The organism is Cryptosporangium sp. NPDC048952 (assembly GCF_043197895.1).
GTDB lineage: Bacteria > Actinomycetota > Actinomycetes > Mycobacteriales > Cryptosporangiaceae > Cryptosporangium.
Genome location: NZ_JBICTY010000005.1, coordinates 244,475 through 260,295, shown reverse-complemented (window position 1 = coordinate 260,295; position 15,821 = coordinate 244,475). Strand labels below are relative to the sequence as shown.

The window sequence follows — 15,821 nt, the reverse complement described above, 5'->3', positions numbered from 1 at the left end:
GCGCCGATGTTCCGTACCGATGCGACTATTCACGGGTGATTTTCCAGAGAATGACCGTCTTGTCCGTGCTCGAGCTCGCCAAATGTTCACCGTCCGCACTGAACGCGAGCCCGGTGATCCAGGTGCCGGTCTTGGCCGCCCGTTTCACCGGCGCGCCGATCTGACGGTCGCCGTCGAGGTCCCACAGCAGGATCCGGTTGTCGTTCCCTGACGACGCGAGGACCTTGCCGTCGGGGCTGAACGCGATCGTGTTGATCGAGGCCGTGTGGCCTTCGACGGTGTCGACGATCTTGCCGGTGTCGAGGTCGAACACGAACACGTCGTAGGAGCTGGAGACGGCGAGCTTCGTGCCGTCCGGGCTGAAGGTCAGGTTGTCGAACGAACCGATGTCGTCCGGGGTCTTCAGTTCGCCGCCCACCAAAGATTTCTTCTTGACGTCGTACAGGCGCAACCCGTCCTTGCTGGCGACGGTGGCGAGGCGCGTTCCGTCGGGGCTGGACGCGACCTCGGAGAACAGCTTGTCCGGACCGGCGATGGTCGGGTACGTGCCGGCCCGCTTGCCGTCGGAGGTGTTCCAGGTGACGACCGACCCGTAGGTGAACGCGGCCTGGACCTGTTTGCCGTCGTTGACGAAGGTGACGTCGAGGAGCGAGCCGGGGCTCTGCAGGCCGCTCGCGGTGTCGAGTTCGTTGATGGTGTCGAATGCGCCGCGGCGGGCCGCGGTGTCCCAGATCTGGACGTAGCTGCCCGACAGCGTGAGCAGGCGGCTGCCGTCGGGGTTGAACTCGAGCCTTTCCGGCGAAAGCGTGAAGCCAGTCAGGTCGCGCCCGTCCTTCTTGGCGTCCTCGACGTTCCAGAAGCGGATCGTGTCGTCGTCGCTGGCGCTGGCGAGCAGGTTGCCGTCCGGGCCGCTGAACGCGACAGCTGTGACGTCGTCGGTGTGGCCCTCGAGGGTTTCGACGTACGTGGCGCCGGTGATCGGTTTCTGCGTCCACGGCCGCAGCACGAGCAGCGTCGCCACGACCGCGACCACCACCAGCACCGCCACTCCACCGATCCCCACCGCGAGCCGCTTTCCCTTCCCGCCCCCACGGGAGGACGGCGGACCGCCGTGCGCACCGGGGCCGCCGTGCGCGGCAGCGCCGTGCGCACGCGGGCCGTGGGCGGGCGCTGCCGCACCCTGGGCGTATGCGCCAGTGACGGGTGGGGATAACGGGGCCGTGTACTGCGCGGTCGGGACGGGGCCGCCGGATACGGGGCTGCTGACCGGGGCGCGGCCGCCGTAGGCGCCCGGCGCGGGCGCGCCCGCGCCGGGTGGGACTGGCTGGGGTGGGGGTGGGGCCTCGGTCGGGATCGCGTCTACGGCGTGGAGGCTGCCTTCGGCGACGACGAGTTCGGGGTAGTCGAGGGCGGTGGGCGCGATGCGCAGCGTCCGGTGCAACAGGGTGGCCGCGAGCGGAATCCGCGACGAGCCCCCGACCAGGAACACACCCCCGACCTGCTCCGGCGCGACCCGGGCCTCCCGCAGCACCCCCAACGTCAACGACGACGTCCGGTCCAGCAGCGGCGATGCGAGCTTCTCGAACTCCTCGCGAGTCAACCGCACGTCAGAGCCGACCAACGGCACGTGCAGGTCCGTCGCCGGATGCCGCGAAAGCTGCTCTTTCGCCGCTTTCGCGGCTCGCCACAACGCGTACCGCGCCTGCTGGTCGGCCGGCGTCTGCGGCCAGTCCAGACGCGCCCACGCGTCAGTGGCCCCACCGGTCAGCGCACGGGCGTGCGCAACGACAGCGGCGTCCAGATCCAACCCTCCCACGTCCGGCAACCCGGCCGAGGCGACGACCTCGAACCCGGGCCCGACCGGCCGCACGACGCTGACGTCGAACGTCCCCGCGCCGAAGTCGTAGACGACGAGACAGCGATCGGCAGGCAACGTGTGCCCCAGCACCCGGGCGAAGTACGCCGCAGCGGCCACCGGTTCCGGCACGAACCGCACCTCACCGAGCCCCGCCCCAGCGGCCGCGGACGCCAGCGACCCCAGCCGCGTCTGCCGCCACGCCGCCGGATGCGTGAGAACGACCCCGGCGGGCCGCCGGCCGGTCACCCGATAGGCCTCCTCGGCGACCCGACGCAACACGACACCGATCAGATCGACGACGCCGATCTCCCGTTCGCCCAGCCAGAGCGTGCCGTCGTCGATCCGGCGCTTGGGGTTGGGCTCCAGTCCGGCCGCGAACGAGAGCCCGGCGCGCTCGGCGTCGGCACCGGTCAACGGAACCCCGTCGGGGCCGACGAACACGGCGGAAGAGAGCAAAGGGGACGAGTCGAACAGAAGCGGGCGCACCCTTCCGTCCGCACCGACCAGCGCGGCAACCGTGCTGGACGTTCCGAAGTCGATGCCGAGCCGATAGGAGTCCACAACCACGCCGCAACAGTAGGTGACAAGACTAGCCCTGGGTTACCTGACGGACAGTAGCGTCACGCGGCAGTGCCACCAGGCACCAGTGGTTTCAGGCAGACAGGCGCCGGAATCCGCTGGAGTGGAAAACCAGCGGCGCAACAGCGGGTTCGTACTCGAACGTCTCGATCCGCAGCAGGACGATGTCGTGGTCACCGGCCGGCACCTCGCGGTCGACAGTGCACTCGAGCCACGCGCTGGCTCCCTCGATGAGCACCGCCCCACCGTCGGTGGTGCCGATCGACAGGCCTTCGAACCGGTCACCGGTCTTCGCGGCCAGCCGCTTGGCGGCCAGGTCGTGCGACTCCCCCAGCACGCTCACGCCGAGGCGTGGCAGGCTCCGGAGCCGCGGCCAGGTCGTCGACGTCTTCTGGACGCACACCGCCACCAACGGCGGCTCGAGCGACACCGCGACGAAGCTGCTGGCAGCCATGCCGACCGGCACGCCCTCGACCAGCGCGCAGAGCCCGACGACACCGCTGGGAAACGCCCCGTAGACGTCGCGGAGTTCGCGGGGCGCCGCGTCGGCGACAGTCCTCATCGCAGCCCTGATGCGGTTCCGGCGACCGCGCCCGCCCACCGCTTCGCGTAGTCGGCGATCGCCGAGCTGTCGGTGTAGGTGGAGTCGATCAGGTAGAGGCCGGGCGTCGGGCAGGACGCACCCAACTCGACGAGTACCGGCTTGAGCAGCAGGTCGGGCGCCATCGCGTGCCCGGGCCCAGCACCGAGCATCACCGGCACGGCGACGACACCGGCCAGCCCCTCGGCGGTGGCGAACTGGTCGAGGAACAGCTTGAGGACGCCGGTGTAGGTGGCTTTGAACGTGGGGCTGGCGAACACTGCGACGTCGGCCGAGCGCACCGACTCGACAGCGGCGGCCACCCCGGCGTCACCCCAGCCGAGCAGGCCGGCACCGAGCGTGATGACGTCCACGACGGTGTCGGGCTCCTGGCCGGTCAGCTCGCGGGCCACCCGGGTCGCGGCGTCGAGGGTGCGCGACTGCGGCTTGGGGTTGCCGGCCACCACTGCCACGTTCATTCAGGTCTCCCTCGCTCCATAACACCGTCCGCCAGAACCGGGCGGTCGTCCAGGGACAACGTTGCGCCCTGCATCACACAATCCCAATCGACAGCGTCGTTGGTTAAGGGCATTCGACAGTTTCGGCGACAGATCGGGCCTGTGGACAGCCGCAACGAACTGTCGGTCAGGATTGCTAGCGTCCGGCGCGTGACGATCAACGAGAACGTGAGTACGTTCGCGGGGCTGCCGGTACGGGAGTGGCCCGGTGACGGTGAGCCGGTCGAGACATCGGTGGCCTGGCGGATCTCCCCGGGCTTCGATGCGCCGCGCGGTGAGTTCGTCCGCCAGCTCAACGAACTGATCGGTCGGCATCCGGTCGAGGCGCTGGTCATCGGCGACTGGGGCGATTGCTACGAGAACCCTGCACCGATCGGTGACATCGTCGCGGCGGCGCCGCGGTTGCCGGAGCTCCGAGCGCTGTTCCTCGGCGAGATGACGTACGAGGAGTGCGAGATCTCCTGGATCCAGCTCGGCGACGTCGCTCCGCTGCTCGCAGCAATCCCCTCCCTGGAGGTACTGCGTATCAGGGGCAGCGAGTCACTGCAGCTGGGGACCGTGCGCCACGAGACGCTCCGCGAGCTCGCCTTCGAGTCGGGCGGATTGCCGCCACAGGTGGTGCGGGACGTCGGCGCGAGCGACTTCCCGGCCCTCCGCCACCTCGAGGTGTGGCTCGGCACCCCGAACTACGGCGGCGACACCAGCGTCGAGGATCTCGCCGGGATCCTGTCCGGTGAACGTCTCCCGGCACTGCGTCACCTGGGGCTGCGCAACGCCGAGATCGCCGACGACGTCGCGGCCGCGCTCGCCCAGGCCCCGGTCGTGCCGCGCCTGACGACGCTCGACCTGTCTCTCGGGCTGCTGAGCGACGCCGGCGTGACGGCGCTGCTGGCCGGGCAGTCCCTCACCGGGCTGGAGCGGCTCGACCTGCACCACCATCTGGTCAGCGACGAGATGCTCGCCCAGCTGGCCGCCGCGCTGCCGGGCGTCGTGCTCGACACGGAGGATTCGCAGCTCAACGAACGCTACCGGTACGTCGCCGTCGGCGAGTGATTCGTGTTCACCGAGTTGTCGGTCGGGCTTGCTACGGTCCGCCGCGAATCGGCCCCGAAATCGACGCTGATCGACCGCTTGCCGATCCAGGCGCTGGTGATCGGCAACTGGGGAGATCCGGCCGAATCCGCGCCTCCGATCGCGGAGATCGCCGAGCTGGCCGACCGAATGCCTGACCTGCGGGCGCTATTTCTCGCCGACATGACGCCCGACGAGTGCGAGATCTCCTGGATCGAGCACTGCGACATCACGCCGCTGTTCGCCGCCTTCCCCAAGCTGGAAGTGCTCCGTGTGCGCGGCTCGAAGAATCTGGAGATGCAACCAGTGACGCACACCGCGCTCCGCGAGCTCGCGTTCGAGACGGGCGGCCTGCCGGCCGGGGTGGCCCGGGCGGTCGCCGCCAGTGACTTTCCCGCGCTGGAGCACCTCGAGCTCTGGTTCGGCGAGGAAGGACTGGAGCGCCTGGGCACCGCACTGCCGGACGTCCGGATCGACACCTCCGAATCGCAGTTCGAAGAAGCCGAAGACGAGCGGTACGTCGCGGTCGGCGAATGATGATCGTGGTGGTCGGCAATCCCGAGAACCGCCGGGCGACGATGTTCGGCGCGGCGGCGCGTGCGGTCGGGCACGACGTCGAGGTGCTGCCGTGGCGCGCGGTCGCGGCCGGCCCGGTGACGGTTCCCGCGGGTGCGTTGGTGCGGATCGACTCCTCCGGTGAGGACGCCGAGGTCGATCGGCTGCTGCGGGGTGCCGACCGGCCCGCGGTCTTCGGCGAGATCCACGGCGGGGCGGCCTGGTACCGGGGGTTCCGGGCCGCGCTGGGGCGGATCGAGGCGGCGGCGGACGCGGCCGGCGCCACACTGCTCCACGACATCGGGGAGATCGCAGTCCTGTTCGACAAACGGGTCGCCCACGCGCGGCTCCGAGCGGCCGGTGTCCCAGTGCCCGACGCCCTTCCCGCCACCTCCCGGGACGTCCGAGCCGCGCCGGGCGGTTCGATCGGTGGGTACGACGAGTTGCGGGCGGCGATGCGCGCGGCGGGACATGCCCGGGTGTTCGCGAAGCCGGCGCACGGCTCGTCGGCGTCCGGGGTGATCGCACTGCAGGTCGGGCGCGGGCGGCTGTCGGCCACGACGTCGGTGGAGCTCGCCGACGACGGGCGGCTGTACAACTCCCTGCGGGTGCGCCGGTACACCGACGAGCGTTCGGTCGCGACGATCGTCGACGCACTGGCTCCCGACGGCCTGCACGTCGAGCGGTGGTTCCCCAAGGCGTCGATCGGCGGGCGCTCGTTCGACCTGCGTGTGCTCGTGGTGGCCGGGCGTCCGGGGCACGTCGTGGTGCGCACCAGCCGCACTCCGCTGACCAACCTCCACCTCGGCAACGCCCGCGGTGACGTCGGAGCGGTGCGCGCGCTGGTCGGCCCGGCGGCGTACGAGTCGGCGCTCGCCACGTGCGTCGCGGCAGCGGCGGTGTTCCCGGGCAGCCCGCACGTCGGCGTCGATCTGATGATCGGTGTGGACAAGCGCACCCACGCGGTGGCCGAGGTCAACGCGTTCGGCGACCTGCTGCCCGGCGTCCTCGACGAGCACGGCCGCAGCACCTACGAGGCTCAGGTCGCCGCGCTGGGTGTGCCGGTATGAAAGGGCTGATCGGGACGCACGACCTACTCTTCGTCACGTTCGACACGCTCCGGTACGACGTCGCGGCTGAACTCGCCGCCGCCGGTCGCACCCCGAACCTGGCGAACGTGCTCCCCGGCGGACAGTGGGAACGTCGCCACACCCCGGCAAGCTTCACCTACGCCGCTCACCAGGCCTTCTTCGCCGGCTTCCTCCCGACGCCGACGACACCGGGCCCCCACCCCCGCCGGTTCGCCGCCGCGTTCCCCGGCAGCGAATCCACCACCGACGACACCTGGGTGTTCGACGCCCCGGACCTCGTCACCGCCCTCCGGGACGTCGGCTACCGAACGGTGTGCGTCGGGGGCGTCGGCTTCTTCAATCCGGAATCCGCGCTGGGCCGGGTGCTGCCCGGGCTGTTCGCCGAAGCGCACTGGGAGCCCGCGTTCGGCGTGACGAACCCCGCCTGCTTCGAGGCCCAGCTCGACCGGATCGAAACGGTCACCGCGGAGCTCGATCGTGACCGACCGCTGTTCCTCTTCGTCAACGTCGCCGCGGTGCACCAGCCCAACCGGCACTACGTGTCGGGCGCCGGGCACGACTCGCGGGAGACCCACGCGGCCGCGCTGGAGTACGTCGACGCGCACCTGCCCCGGCTGTTCGACGCGGTCACCGGCCGCAACCGCTCGGTGGCCGCGATCCTGACGTCCGACCACGGAACGGCCTACGGCGAGGGCGGCCACACCGGACACCGCGTCGCCCACGAGGTGGTCTGGACCGTGCCGTACGCGGAGGTGGTGCTCCCGTGACGCTCGACGGCTCGCCCTACCAGGGCTACCTCTACGCCTACCCGCACAAGACCGCCTACCGACCGCTCCGGCCGCGCCCGGCGCTGGGCGAGGTCTGGGGCGCCGAGCCCACCGACGCGCTGTTCCTCTACGCCCATCTGCCGTTCTGCGAGATGCGCTGCGGATTCTGCAACCTGTTCACCCGCGCCAACCCACCGGCCGAACAGGTCAGCGCGTATCTCGCCCAGCTCCGGGTGCAAACCCGGCGGGTGGCCGACGCACTGGGGCCGGTGACCGTCGCGCAGGCCGCTGTCGGCGGGGGCACGCCGACCTACCTCACCGCGTCGGAGCTGACCGAGCTGTTCGACCTGCTCGACGCGTTCGGCCGCGGGGCGGTCCCCACCGCCGTCGAGACCTCCCCGGCCACCGCGACGCCGGACCGGCTGGCGGTGCTCGCCGAGCGCGGCACCACCCGGGTCAGCATCGGTGTGCAGAGCTTCCTCGACGCCGAGGCCCACGCGGCCGGGCGTCCGCAGAAGCGCGCGGAGGTCGATCGTGCGCTCGACGCGATCCGCGCCTCGGGCATCCCGGAACTCAACGTCGACCTGATCTACGGCATCGACGGGCAGACCGAGCGGAGCTGGGAGTACTCGCTGGCCACGGCGCTGGAGTGGGCGCCGGAGGAGGTCTTCCTCTACCCGCTCTACGTCCGGCCGCTCACGGGGTTGGGGCGACGCAGCCCGGACGGAAGCGATCCGGCCTGGGACGCCCAGCGCCTCGCGCTCTACCGGCAGGGTCGGGACCGGCTCCGCGCCGCGGGCTACCGACAACTCTCGCTCCGGCACTTCCGACGACCCGCCGACGACGACCCCACCGACTACCACTGCCAGGACGACGGCATGGTCGGGCTCGGCTGCGGCGCCCGCTCGTACACCACCGACCTCCACTACTCGTTCGACTACGCGGTCGGCATCGGCCAGGTCCGGGCGATCATCGACGACTACCTCGCCCGCCCGGCGTCGGACTTCGACCACGCCGAGGTCGGGTACCACCTCGACGACGCCGAACAACGGCGACGCTGGCTGGTGAAGTCGCTGCTGCGCTCCGAGGGCCTGGTGCCCGCCGACTACGGAGCCCGGTTCGGGACCTCTGTCGACACCGACTTCCCGCAGCTCTCCCAGCTCGCCGAGCGGGGATGGCTCACGCGGGACGCCACTCTCGTCGCGCTCACCGACGACGGGTTGGAACGCGCCGATGCGATCGGCCCGTGGCTGGTGTCGAGCGCGGTGCGGGCCGCGATGGAAGAGCATGTGATGCGCTGATGGACCTCTCGCTCCTGTACCGCGGCCCGCTCGCGAGCTGCAACTACGACTGCGCGTACTGCCCGTTCGCCAAGCGTCGTGACAGCCCGGCGACGTTGAGAGCCGACCGGGAAGCGCTCGAGCGGTTCACCGACTGGGTGACCCGCAACCCTGACGGCGACCGGCTCTCGGTGCTGTTCACGCCGTGGGGCGAAGGCCTGACGCGGACGTGGTACCAGCGGGCGCTGGCCGACCTGTCCCAGCTTCCGCACGTCGGTACGGTGGCGATCCAGACGAACCTGTCGGCGAAGTTCGGGTGGATGGCCGACGCGGACTTCGAGCGTCTCGCGCTGTGGGCCACATACCACCCGACGCAGATCGCGAAGGGCAACTTCCTGGCGCGCTGCGAGACGCTGCGGTCCCGGGGTGTCCGGTTCTCGGTCGGCATCGTGGGGCTGCCCGCGCACTACGAGGACGCGCGGTGGCTCCGGAAGGCGTTACCCGAGGACGTCTACCTGTGGGTGAACGCCGCCGAGGGACACGTCTACACGCCGGGTGAGGAGCGAGTCTGGGCCGCGATCGATCCGCTGTTCTCCTACAGCGTCCGGCCGCACGTCTCCGCCGGGCAGCCGTGCCGCACCGGTGACACCGTGCTGTCGGTGCGCGGCGACGGGAGCGTTCGGCGGTGCCACTTCGTGGACTCGCTTCTGGGGAACCTGTACGACGGCTCGTACCGGGCTGCGCTGCGCCCGCGGACGTGTCCGCTGCCGGTGTGCGACTGCCACATCGGCTACGTGCACCTGGAGACGCTGCCGCTCTACGACGTCTTCGCCGGCGGGATCCTGGAGCGAATACCCGCCCGATTCTGAGTACTTGCACTCACGCCAGGGCAGAAGCTACCGGCGAAAGTAGACGCATGCGAATCCTTCAGCTCGCCTTCGGCAACTGGTTCTCCCGCGCCTACCTGATCGGCGTCGCGCTGGTCGCGGCGTTCGTCACGGTCACCGTCCTCACCTGGGACCAGCCCGACGCCAACCTGGCCGGCGTCTGGCTCATCTTCGTCACGCTGCCGTTCTCGCTGCCGCTCCTGGCGATCACGCCCGACTCGGTGCTCGGCCCGGTCACGTTCTACGCCGCCTGCGCCCTCGCCGCGTTCGCGAACGCAGCGACCATCGGCGCCATGGTCGCCCTCTACCGCCGCACCCGCCGCCACCCCGCCCACTGAGCCCCGGCCACCGGGCCGGCGCCGTCGGAGCGCTCGGCCTACCGCGCTCCGATGACGACAACCGCCGCGTGCTGGCAGTGCCCGCCCACCTGAACGGTCAGGGGGCGAGCATCTCCGGGGTGACGCTGGCCTCGGTGTCGGGAATGCCGGTGTCGTGGGCGCGCTTGTCGGCGAGGGCGAGCAGACGCCTTATGCGTCCGGCAACAGCGTCCTTCGTCAGGGGCGGGTCGGCCAGCGAACCGAGTTCCTCCAGCGATGCCTGGCCGTGCGCCAGCCGCAGCCGGCCGGCCGCGAGCAGGTGCTCCGGCGCGTCTCCGCCGAGGATCTCCATCGCCCGCTCCACCCGCGCACCGGCCGCGACCGCGGCCCGTGCCGACCGGCGCAGATTCGCGTCGTCGAAGTTGGCCAGCCGATTGGCGGTGGCCCGCACCTCGCGGCGCATCCGCCGTTCCTCCCAGGCCAGCACACTGGCGTGGGCACCGATGCGGGTCAGCAGCGCGCCGATCGCGTCCCCGTCGCGGACGACGACCCGGTCGACGCCACGCACCTCGCGCGCCTTGGCCGTGACGCCGATGCGCCGGGCGGCCCCGACCAACGCCAGCGCGGCCTCCGGACCCGGGCACGTGATCTCCAGCGCGGCCGAGCGGCCGGGCTCGGTGAGCGAGCCGTGCGCGAGGAACGCACCTCGCCACGCCGCTTCCGAGCAGCACGCCGCCGCGGACACGACCTGCGGCGGCAACCCGCGCACCGGGCGTCCCCGGACGTCGAGAAGGCCGGTTTGACGGGCCAGCGAATCACCCTCCCGCACCACCCGCACGATGTAGCGGCTGGTCTTGCGCAGCCCACCGGCGGTCAGCACGTGCACCTCGCTGCCGTGGCCGTAGACCTCGGCGATGCTCTGCCGCAGCCGCCGGGCGGCGTTGCCGGTGTCGAGCTCGGCCTCCACCACGACCCGGCCGGCGACGATGTGCAGCCCACCGGCGAATCTCAGCAGCGCTGCCATCTCCGATTTACGGCAACAGGGTTTCGTGACCACGACCCGGCTCAACTCGTCCTTGACCGCGGCCGTCATCGCCATCGCGCTGCTCCAGTCGTCTCGCTCTGCCCCCGTTACGACACGAACGGCGGCCCCAGCCGACCGGTTTCAGCCGGTACCGAGCACTCCGCGGAGTGCACCGGCAAGAGCCTGCTGATCGTGCCGCGGACTTCCATCGGACGCCGCTACCGGCGCCACGACAAGTCGTCCCCCTAGAGATTCTGCCGCACGCGACAGACCGGTGTGGTCCCCGACGATGTGTGGATCTGCCAGCACGACGTCCACTTTCAATGCCGGAGCGTGTTCAGCAAGGGCATAAAGGTGGCCATCGAACGGCATTCCCTTGGTTTCGCCGTCGGTGCTGAGGTTCAGGACGACGATCCGCTGAGCCGCCGAACTGACGATCGCGTCGGCGAGTTCTGGCACCAGGAAGTGCGGAAGAACGCTCGTGAACCAGGATCCGGGGCCCAGCACCAGCACGTCGGCCATCTTCACGGCCTCGACGGCTTCCTCGCAGGCCGGGGCGTCCGCCGGGGTGACCCGGACGCGCCGCACCTGCCCCTTCGTGGTCGCGACCTCGTGCTGGCCGTGGACGGTGATGACGTTGCCCAGCGCACCGGCGACGTCGGCCTCGATGTCGAGCGGTTCGGACGCCATCGGCAGCACGCGCCCCCGGCACCCCAGGACGCGGGACGCGTGATCCAGCGCCTGCACGGTGCCGCCGAGGATGTCGCTGAGCCCGGCGAGGATCAGGTTTCCGATCGCGTGCCCGCCCAGCTCTCCGTTGCCGGGAAAGCGGTGCTGGAACACCGCTGCGGTCACCGGATCAGCCGGGTTGGCCAGCGCGACCAGCGCCTGACGCAGGTCGCCCGGGGGAATTCCGCCGAATTCGCGGCGCAACCGACCGCTGGAGCCACCGTCGTCGGCGACCGTCACCACGGCCGTCGGTTCGATCCCGAGCAGACAGAGCGCTTTGAGCGAGGCGAACAACCCGTGCCCACCGCCGAAGGCCACTACTCGGGGAGGCCGCTCGGTGTCCGACCCAATCACGCCGTTCGCCTTCCCATCTGCCGCACAACACCGGAACACCGCAGGTCCGTGATGGAACGCTTCGCGGCGTTAGTGCCCCGCACTGCAAATTTCACCTGCAACGCGTAGCGGAGGCGGACGGTACCGTGCTCCGCATCGGCGGTCACTCCCGGCCCAGGTCCCGGTGGCTCACCGTGGTGGGGATGCCCCGGGCCTCCAGGCGCGCGGCCAGTGCCAGGGCGCTGGCGACACTTCGGTGCTTACCGCCCGTACACCCCACGGCGATCGTGAGGTAACGCTTGCCCTCGCGTTTGTAGCCGTCAGTGGCCATCGCGACGACCGCCGCGTACTGGTCGAGGAACTCGACCGCACCGGGCTGGGCCATCACGTAGTCGCTGACCGCCTGGTCCTTGCCGCTGAACGGCCGCAGCTCCGGCACCCAGTGGGGGTTGGGGAGCCAGCGCATGTCGACGACCAGGTCGGCGTCGGCCGGGAGCCCGTACTTGAAGCCGAACGACAGCGTCGTGACGTGGAGCGTGCGCTCGGGAGTGACGAACAACTCCTCGATGCGGCCCCGGAGCTGGTTGCCGTTGAGCAGGCTGGTGTCGATGATCACATCCGCGAGTTCGCGCGCGTTGGCGAGCAGCACCCGCTCGGCGGCGATGCCGTCGGCGAGCCGACCCTCCCCTTGCAGCGGGTGGGCGCGGCGCACGCTCTCGAAGCGGCGGATCAGCACGTCGTCGGACGCGTCGACGAACACGACCCGGGGATTGAAGCCCCGGGTGCGCAGGTCGGCCACGGCGCCGAGCAGATCCGTGGAGAACGCCCGGCTGCGGACGTCGAGCGTCATCGCGGTGCGCCGACCCGCTCCCCCGGAGGCGAAGGCGAGTTCGGCCATCGTGACCATGAGTGTCTGCGGCAGGTTGTCGACCACGTAGTAGCCGACGTTCTCCAGCGCTCGGGCGACCGTGCTGCGGCCCGCCCCCGACAAGCCGGTGACCACCACGAGGTCCATCTCGGCGCGTGCGGCGGCGATGCCGTCCACGTCCCCGAGGTCGTCCGCGTCCGGCGACCGTTCCCCGATCGTCATCGGTTTTCGTGTCCCCCAGCTCGCAGCGTTGTTGTTACCCCTGATTCTGCTGCGTCGGCGCCAGTTTCCGCAGCCCGCGCGCCAGACATTCCGGGCGCTTGTCGCCGATCGGACGCCTCCGGAGCCGTCCGAGCCGCCGGCACGCCCTCCGCCGCGTCCGCCGACAGCGGCGCCCCGGCAGCCGGGGCGGCGTCGCCGGCCAGGGCGGCGACTATCGCCTCGGCCGTGCGGCGGCCGATACCGGGCACGGACACGAGTTCGTCGGCGGTGGCCTGCTTGAGCCGCTTCAGCGACCCGAACTGGCGCAGCAGCGTCTTGCGCCGGGCCTCGCCGAGGCCCGGGACCCCGTCCAGGGCCGACTCGGTCATCCGCTTGGAGCGCTTCTGCCGGTGATAGGTGATCGCGAAGCGGTGCGCCTCGTCGCGGACGCGCTGCAGCATGTACAGGCCCTCGCTGGTGCGCGGCAGGACGAGCGGGAAGTCGTCGCCGGGCAGCCACACCTCCTCGAGGCGCTTGGCGAGGCCACAGAGCGCCACGTCGTCGATCCCGAGCTCGGCGAGCACCCGCGCGGCAGCCGCCACCTGCGGCGCACCACCGTCGACGACGACGAGGTTCGGCGGGTACGCGAACTTCCGCGGCCGCCCCGTGCTCGGATCGATCCCCACCGGCACACCCCGATCGGCGGACGTGTCGTCCCCGTCCTTGTCCTCGTCGGGAAGGTCGCCGGATTCGGCGTGGGCGTCGAGGTAGCGGTTGAAGCGCCGGCGCAGCACCTGCGCGAGCGACGCCGTGTCGTCGGGCGGCCCGTCCGGCCCGGAGCGCACCGCGAACCGCCGGTACTCCGACTTCCGCGCGAGCCCGTCCTCGAACACCACCATGCTGCCGACGATGTCCGTGCCACTCACGTGCGAGATGTCGTAACACTCGATCCGCAGCGGCGCCTCGTCGAGCAGCAGCGCGTCCTGGATCTCCTGGAGCGCCTTCGATCGCGCGGTGAGATCGCTCGCTCGCTTCAGCTTGTGCTGGGTGAACGCCTGCTCGGCATTGCGCTTGACGGTCTCCATCAGCGTCTTCTTGTCCCCGCGCTGCGGCACCCGCAGTGCCACCCGGGTACCGCGCATCTCGCTGAGCAGCTCCTCCAGCACCCTGGCGTCGGTCGGCAGCTCCGGGACCAGCACCTCCCGCGGCACCGCCTCGTTGACCTCGTCACCGCCGTAGATCTGCAGGCAGAACTGCTCGACCAGGTCGCCGACGCCGAGATCCTCCACCTTCTCGACGACCCAGCCGCGCTGGCCACGCACCCGCCCGCCGCGGACGTGGAACACCTGCACGGCGGCTTCCAGACCATCGTCGGCGAATGCGATCACGTCGGCGTCGGTGCCGTCGCCGAAGACGACGGCCTGCTTCTCCATCGCCCGGCGCAGCGCCCCGATGTCGTCGCGCAGCCGGGCGGCCCGTTCGAACTCGAGCTCGTCGCTGGCGCGCTGCATCTCGCGCTCGAGGCGGCGCAGCATCTGGTCGGTCTTGCCGGCCATGAAGTCGCAGAAGTCCTCGACGATTTCCCGGTGCTCCTCGGCCGAGACCCGGCCGACGCACGGCGCCGAACACTTGTCGATGTAACCGAGCAGGCACGGCCGCCCGATCTGCCCGGCGCGCTTGAACACGCCGCTGGAGCAGGTGCGGGCCGGGAACACCCGGAGCAGCAGGTCGAGCGTCTCGCGGATCGCCCACGCGTGCGCGTACGGGCCGAAGTACCGAACGCCCTTCTTCTTCGGGCCGCGCATCACCCGGAGCTGCGGGTACTCCTCGTAGAGCGTCACCGCCAGGCTCGGGTAGCTCTTGTCGTCGCGGTAGCGGACGTTGAAGCGCGGGTCGTACTCCTTGATCCAGGAGTACTCCAGCTGCAACGCCTCCACCTCGGTGGTGACGACGACCCAGTCGACGTTGGCCGCGGACGTGACCATCTGATAGGTACGCGGGTGGAGGCCGGCCGGATCGGCGAAGTACGAGTTCAGACGGTTGCGGAGGTTCTTCGCTTTACCGACATAGATGACCGTGCCCCGAGAATCCCGGAAACGGTAGACACCAGGAGACTCCGGGATGGTTCCCGGAGATGGGCGGTACGTGGACGGGTCGGGCACGGTGGAAAGCCTAGTCGGGCCCACCGACAGTCCGAGCGACGCGCGGGTCCGTAGCGCACATATCGCCTTTCAGGCGATCCCGCTGTCAGACATCCGACACGACACGGCATCATGGGTCGCCAGATGACGACGCGACCACGATCCCAAACGAAAGGGCCGCGATGACCACGCCGGGCACTCCGCAGGCCGACGACCCGCTGGCCGGAGTCGATCTCTTCACCGGCCTCGCGCCCGCCGTGCGCAGCCGGGTGGCTGCCGCGGCCGTTCCGCGCAGCTACCGGCGTGGGCAGTTGCTGTTCCTGGAGAAGGACCCCGGTGATTCGCTGATCATGGTACGGCGCGGCGCCGTCTCCGTGTTCCGCACCGCCCCGACCGGTGACCGCGCGTTGCTCTACGTGGTCCGGCCTCCCGGCGTCCTGGGCGAGTTGGCGCTGCTCGACGGCGGAAGCCGCTCGGCGTCGGCGGAGGCGCTGGAGGAGACGCACGTCCTCGCGCTGTCCCGGGGCGCGTTCCTCGAGCTCGTGCGCACGCAGCCGCCGATCCTCGACGGGGTCATGCGTTCGTTCGGCGGACTCATCCGGCGCCTGACCGACCAGACGTCCGACCACATCTTCCTGGACCTGCCGGGCCGGGTCGCGAAGACGCTGATCCGCCTCGTCGGCGACAACCGGTCACCGGTCGTGACGATCGACCTGAACCAGACGCAGCTCGCCGAGATGGCCGGCGGTTCACGTCAGAGCGTCAACCAGGCACTCGGAACGTTCGCGACGCGCGGCTGGCTCCACACCGAGGGCCGCAAGATCGTCGTCACCGACATCCCGGCCCTCCGCCGCCGCGCGGGGATGACCTAGTCGCAGGTGACCCACGTCTCAACCGGTTCGGTGACGATCACGCCGGTGGACACCAACTCGTCCAGGACCGTCTCGGGAACACGGACGGCCGAACCCGGCGGGTGGCCGATTCCCGTGGAGTCGGTCCACGCCGTCTTCAACGTCACGGTG

The 15,821-nt window shown here is 70.6% G+C and carries 16 protein-coding genes; 8 read left to right on the top strand and 8 right to left on the bottom strand.

Annotated features, from left to right (window positions below; translation table 11 throughout):
• Nucleotides 1-25: 25 nt before the first annotated feature.
• From ACGFY5_RS27900 to ACGFY5_RS27890, 3 genes are all read right to left on the bottom strand, one after another.
• Nucleotides 26-2,425, bottom strand: a complete 2,400-nt coding sequence (locus ACGFY5_RS27900; RefSeq protein WP_392724316.1) for an Hsp70 family protein — start codon at nt 2,423-2,425, stop codon at nt 26-28.
• Nucleotides 2,426-2,510: 85 nt separating this feature from the next.
• Nucleotides 2,511-2,999, bottom strand: a complete 489-nt coding sequence (locus ACGFY5_RS27895; RefSeq protein ID WP_392724315.1) for a flavin reductase family protein — start codon at nt 2,997-2,999, stop codon at nt 2,511-2,513.
• Nucleotides 2,996-3,496, bottom strand: coding sequence for an NADPH-dependent FMN reductase (locus ACGFY5_RS27890; RefSeq protein ID WP_392724314.1), 501 nt, complete (start codon nt 3,494-3,496; stop codon nt 2,996-2,998). Before ACGFY5_RS27890 ends, ACGFY5_RS27895 begins: the two co-directional genes overlap by 4 nt.
• 189 nt (nt 3,497-3,685) lie before the next feature.
• On the opposite strand from ACGFY5_RS27890, the gene ACGFY5_RS27885 reads away from it, so the two are divergent.
• Genes ACGFY5_RS27885 through ACGFY5_RS27855 form a run of 7 tightly spaced genes read left to right on the top strand, consistent with a single transcriptional unit; the run spans nt 3,686 to nt 9,524 of the window.
• On the top strand, nt 3,686-4,588 hold the full coding sequence (locus ACGFY5_RS27885) for an STM4015 family protein (protein ID WP_392724313.1): 903 nt from the start codon (nt 3,686-3,688) through the stop codon (nt 4,586-4,588).
• A 3-nt stretch (nt 4,589-4,591) separates the two neighbouring features.
• Complete coding sequence (locus tag ACGFY5_RS27880; RefSeq protein WP_392724312.1) at nt 4,592-5,143, top strand: hypothetical protein; 552 nt, start codon at nt 4,592-4,594, stop codon at nt 5,141-5,143.
• Entirely contained in the window at nt 5,140-6,231 is a 1,092-nt protein-coding gene (locus tag ACGFY5_RS27875) for an STM4014 family protein (protein WP_392724311.1), read from the top strand. Before ACGFY5_RS27880 ends, ACGFY5_RS27875 begins: the two co-directional genes overlap by 4 nt.
• Complete coding sequence (locus ACGFY5_RS27870) at nt 6,228-7,019, top strand: STM4013/SEN3800 family hydrolase (RefSeq protein WP_392724310.1); 792 nt, start codon at nt 6,228-6,230, stop codon at nt 7,017-7,019. The genes ACGFY5_RS27875 and ACGFY5_RS27870 overlap by 4 nt, the downstream gene beginning before the upstream one ends.
• Nucleotides 7,016-8,320 (top strand): STM4012 family radical SAM protein, encoded by a 1,305-nt coding sequence (locus tag ACGFY5_RS27865; protein ID WP_392724309.1) that lies wholly within the window; start codon nt 7,016-7,018, stop codon nt 8,318-8,320. The genes ACGFY5_RS27870 and ACGFY5_RS27865 overlap by 4 nt, the downstream gene beginning before the upstream one ends.
• The gene (locus tag ACGFY5_RS27860; protein WP_392724308.1) at nt 8,320-9,168 is read left to right on the top strand and encodes an STM4011 family radical SAM protein; all 849 of its coding nucleotides are present in this window, start codon (nt 8,320-8,322) and stop codon (nt 9,166-9,168) included. Before ACGFY5_RS27865 ends, ACGFY5_RS27860 begins: the two co-directional genes overlap by 1 nt.
• Nucleotides 9,169-9,215: 47 nt before the next feature.
• Nucleotides 9,216-9,524 (top strand): SCO4225 family membrane protein, encoded by a 309-nt coding sequence (locus tag ACGFY5_RS27855; RefSeq protein ID WP_392724307.1) that lies wholly within the window; start codon nt 9,216-9,218, stop codon nt 9,522-9,524.
• A gap of 97 nt (nt 9,525-9,621) precedes the next feature.
• Here ACGFY5_RS27855 and whiA read toward each other — a convergent pair whose 3' ends face one another.
• The 4 genes from whiA to uvrC form a co-directional block, all read right to left on the bottom strand.
• Nucleotides 9,622-10,602 (bottom strand): DNA-binding protein WhiA, encoded by a 981-nt coding sequence (gene whiA, locus ACGFY5_RS27850; protein ID WP_344649616.1) that lies wholly within the window; start codon nt 10,600-10,602, stop codon nt 9,622-9,624.
• A 66-nt stretch (nt 10,603-10,668) separates the two neighbouring features.
• Nucleotides 10,669-11,610: a uridine diphosphate-N-acetylglucosamine-binding protein YvcK gene (gene yvcK, locus ACGFY5_RS27845; protein WP_392724306.1), complete on the bottom strand. Its 942-nt coding sequence runs from the start codon at nt 11,608-11,610 to the stop codon at nt 10,669-10,671.
• A gap of 142 nt (nt 11,611-11,752) precedes the next feature.
• Nucleotides 11,753-12,679 (bottom strand): RNase adapter RapZ, encoded by a 927-nt coding sequence (gene rapZ / locus ACGFY5_RS27840; RefSeq protein ID WP_392724305.1) that lies wholly within the window; start codon nt 12,677-12,679, stop codon nt 11,753-11,755.
• Nucleotides 12,676-14,820: an excinuclease ABC subunit UvrC gene (gene uvrC / locus ACGFY5_RS27835; RefSeq protein ID WP_392724303.1), complete on the bottom strand. Its 2,145-nt coding sequence runs from the start codon at nt 14,818-14,820 to the stop codon at nt 12,676-12,678. The genes rapZ and uvrC overlap by 4 nt, the downstream gene beginning before the upstream one ends.
• A 161-nt stretch (nt 14,821-14,981) precedes the next feature.
• Between uvrC and ACGFY5_RS27830 the strand changes: the two genes are divergently transcribed.
• Entirely contained in the window at nt 14,982-15,671 is a 690-nt protein-coding gene (locus ACGFY5_RS27830; protein ID WP_392724301.1) for a Crp/Fnr family transcriptional regulator, read from the top strand.
• Here the strand turns inward: ACGFY5_RS27830 and ACGFY5_RS27825 are convergent.
• On the bottom strand, nt 15,668-15,817 hold the full coding sequence (locus tag ACGFY5_RS27825) for a hypothetical protein (protein ID WP_392724300.1): 150 nt from the start codon (nt 15,815-15,817) through the stop codon (nt 15,668-15,670). The two genes, ACGFY5_RS27830 and ACGFY5_RS27825, sit on opposite strands and share 4 nt — an antisense overlap.
• Between the last annotated feature and the right edge of the window lie 4 nt (nt 15,818-15,821).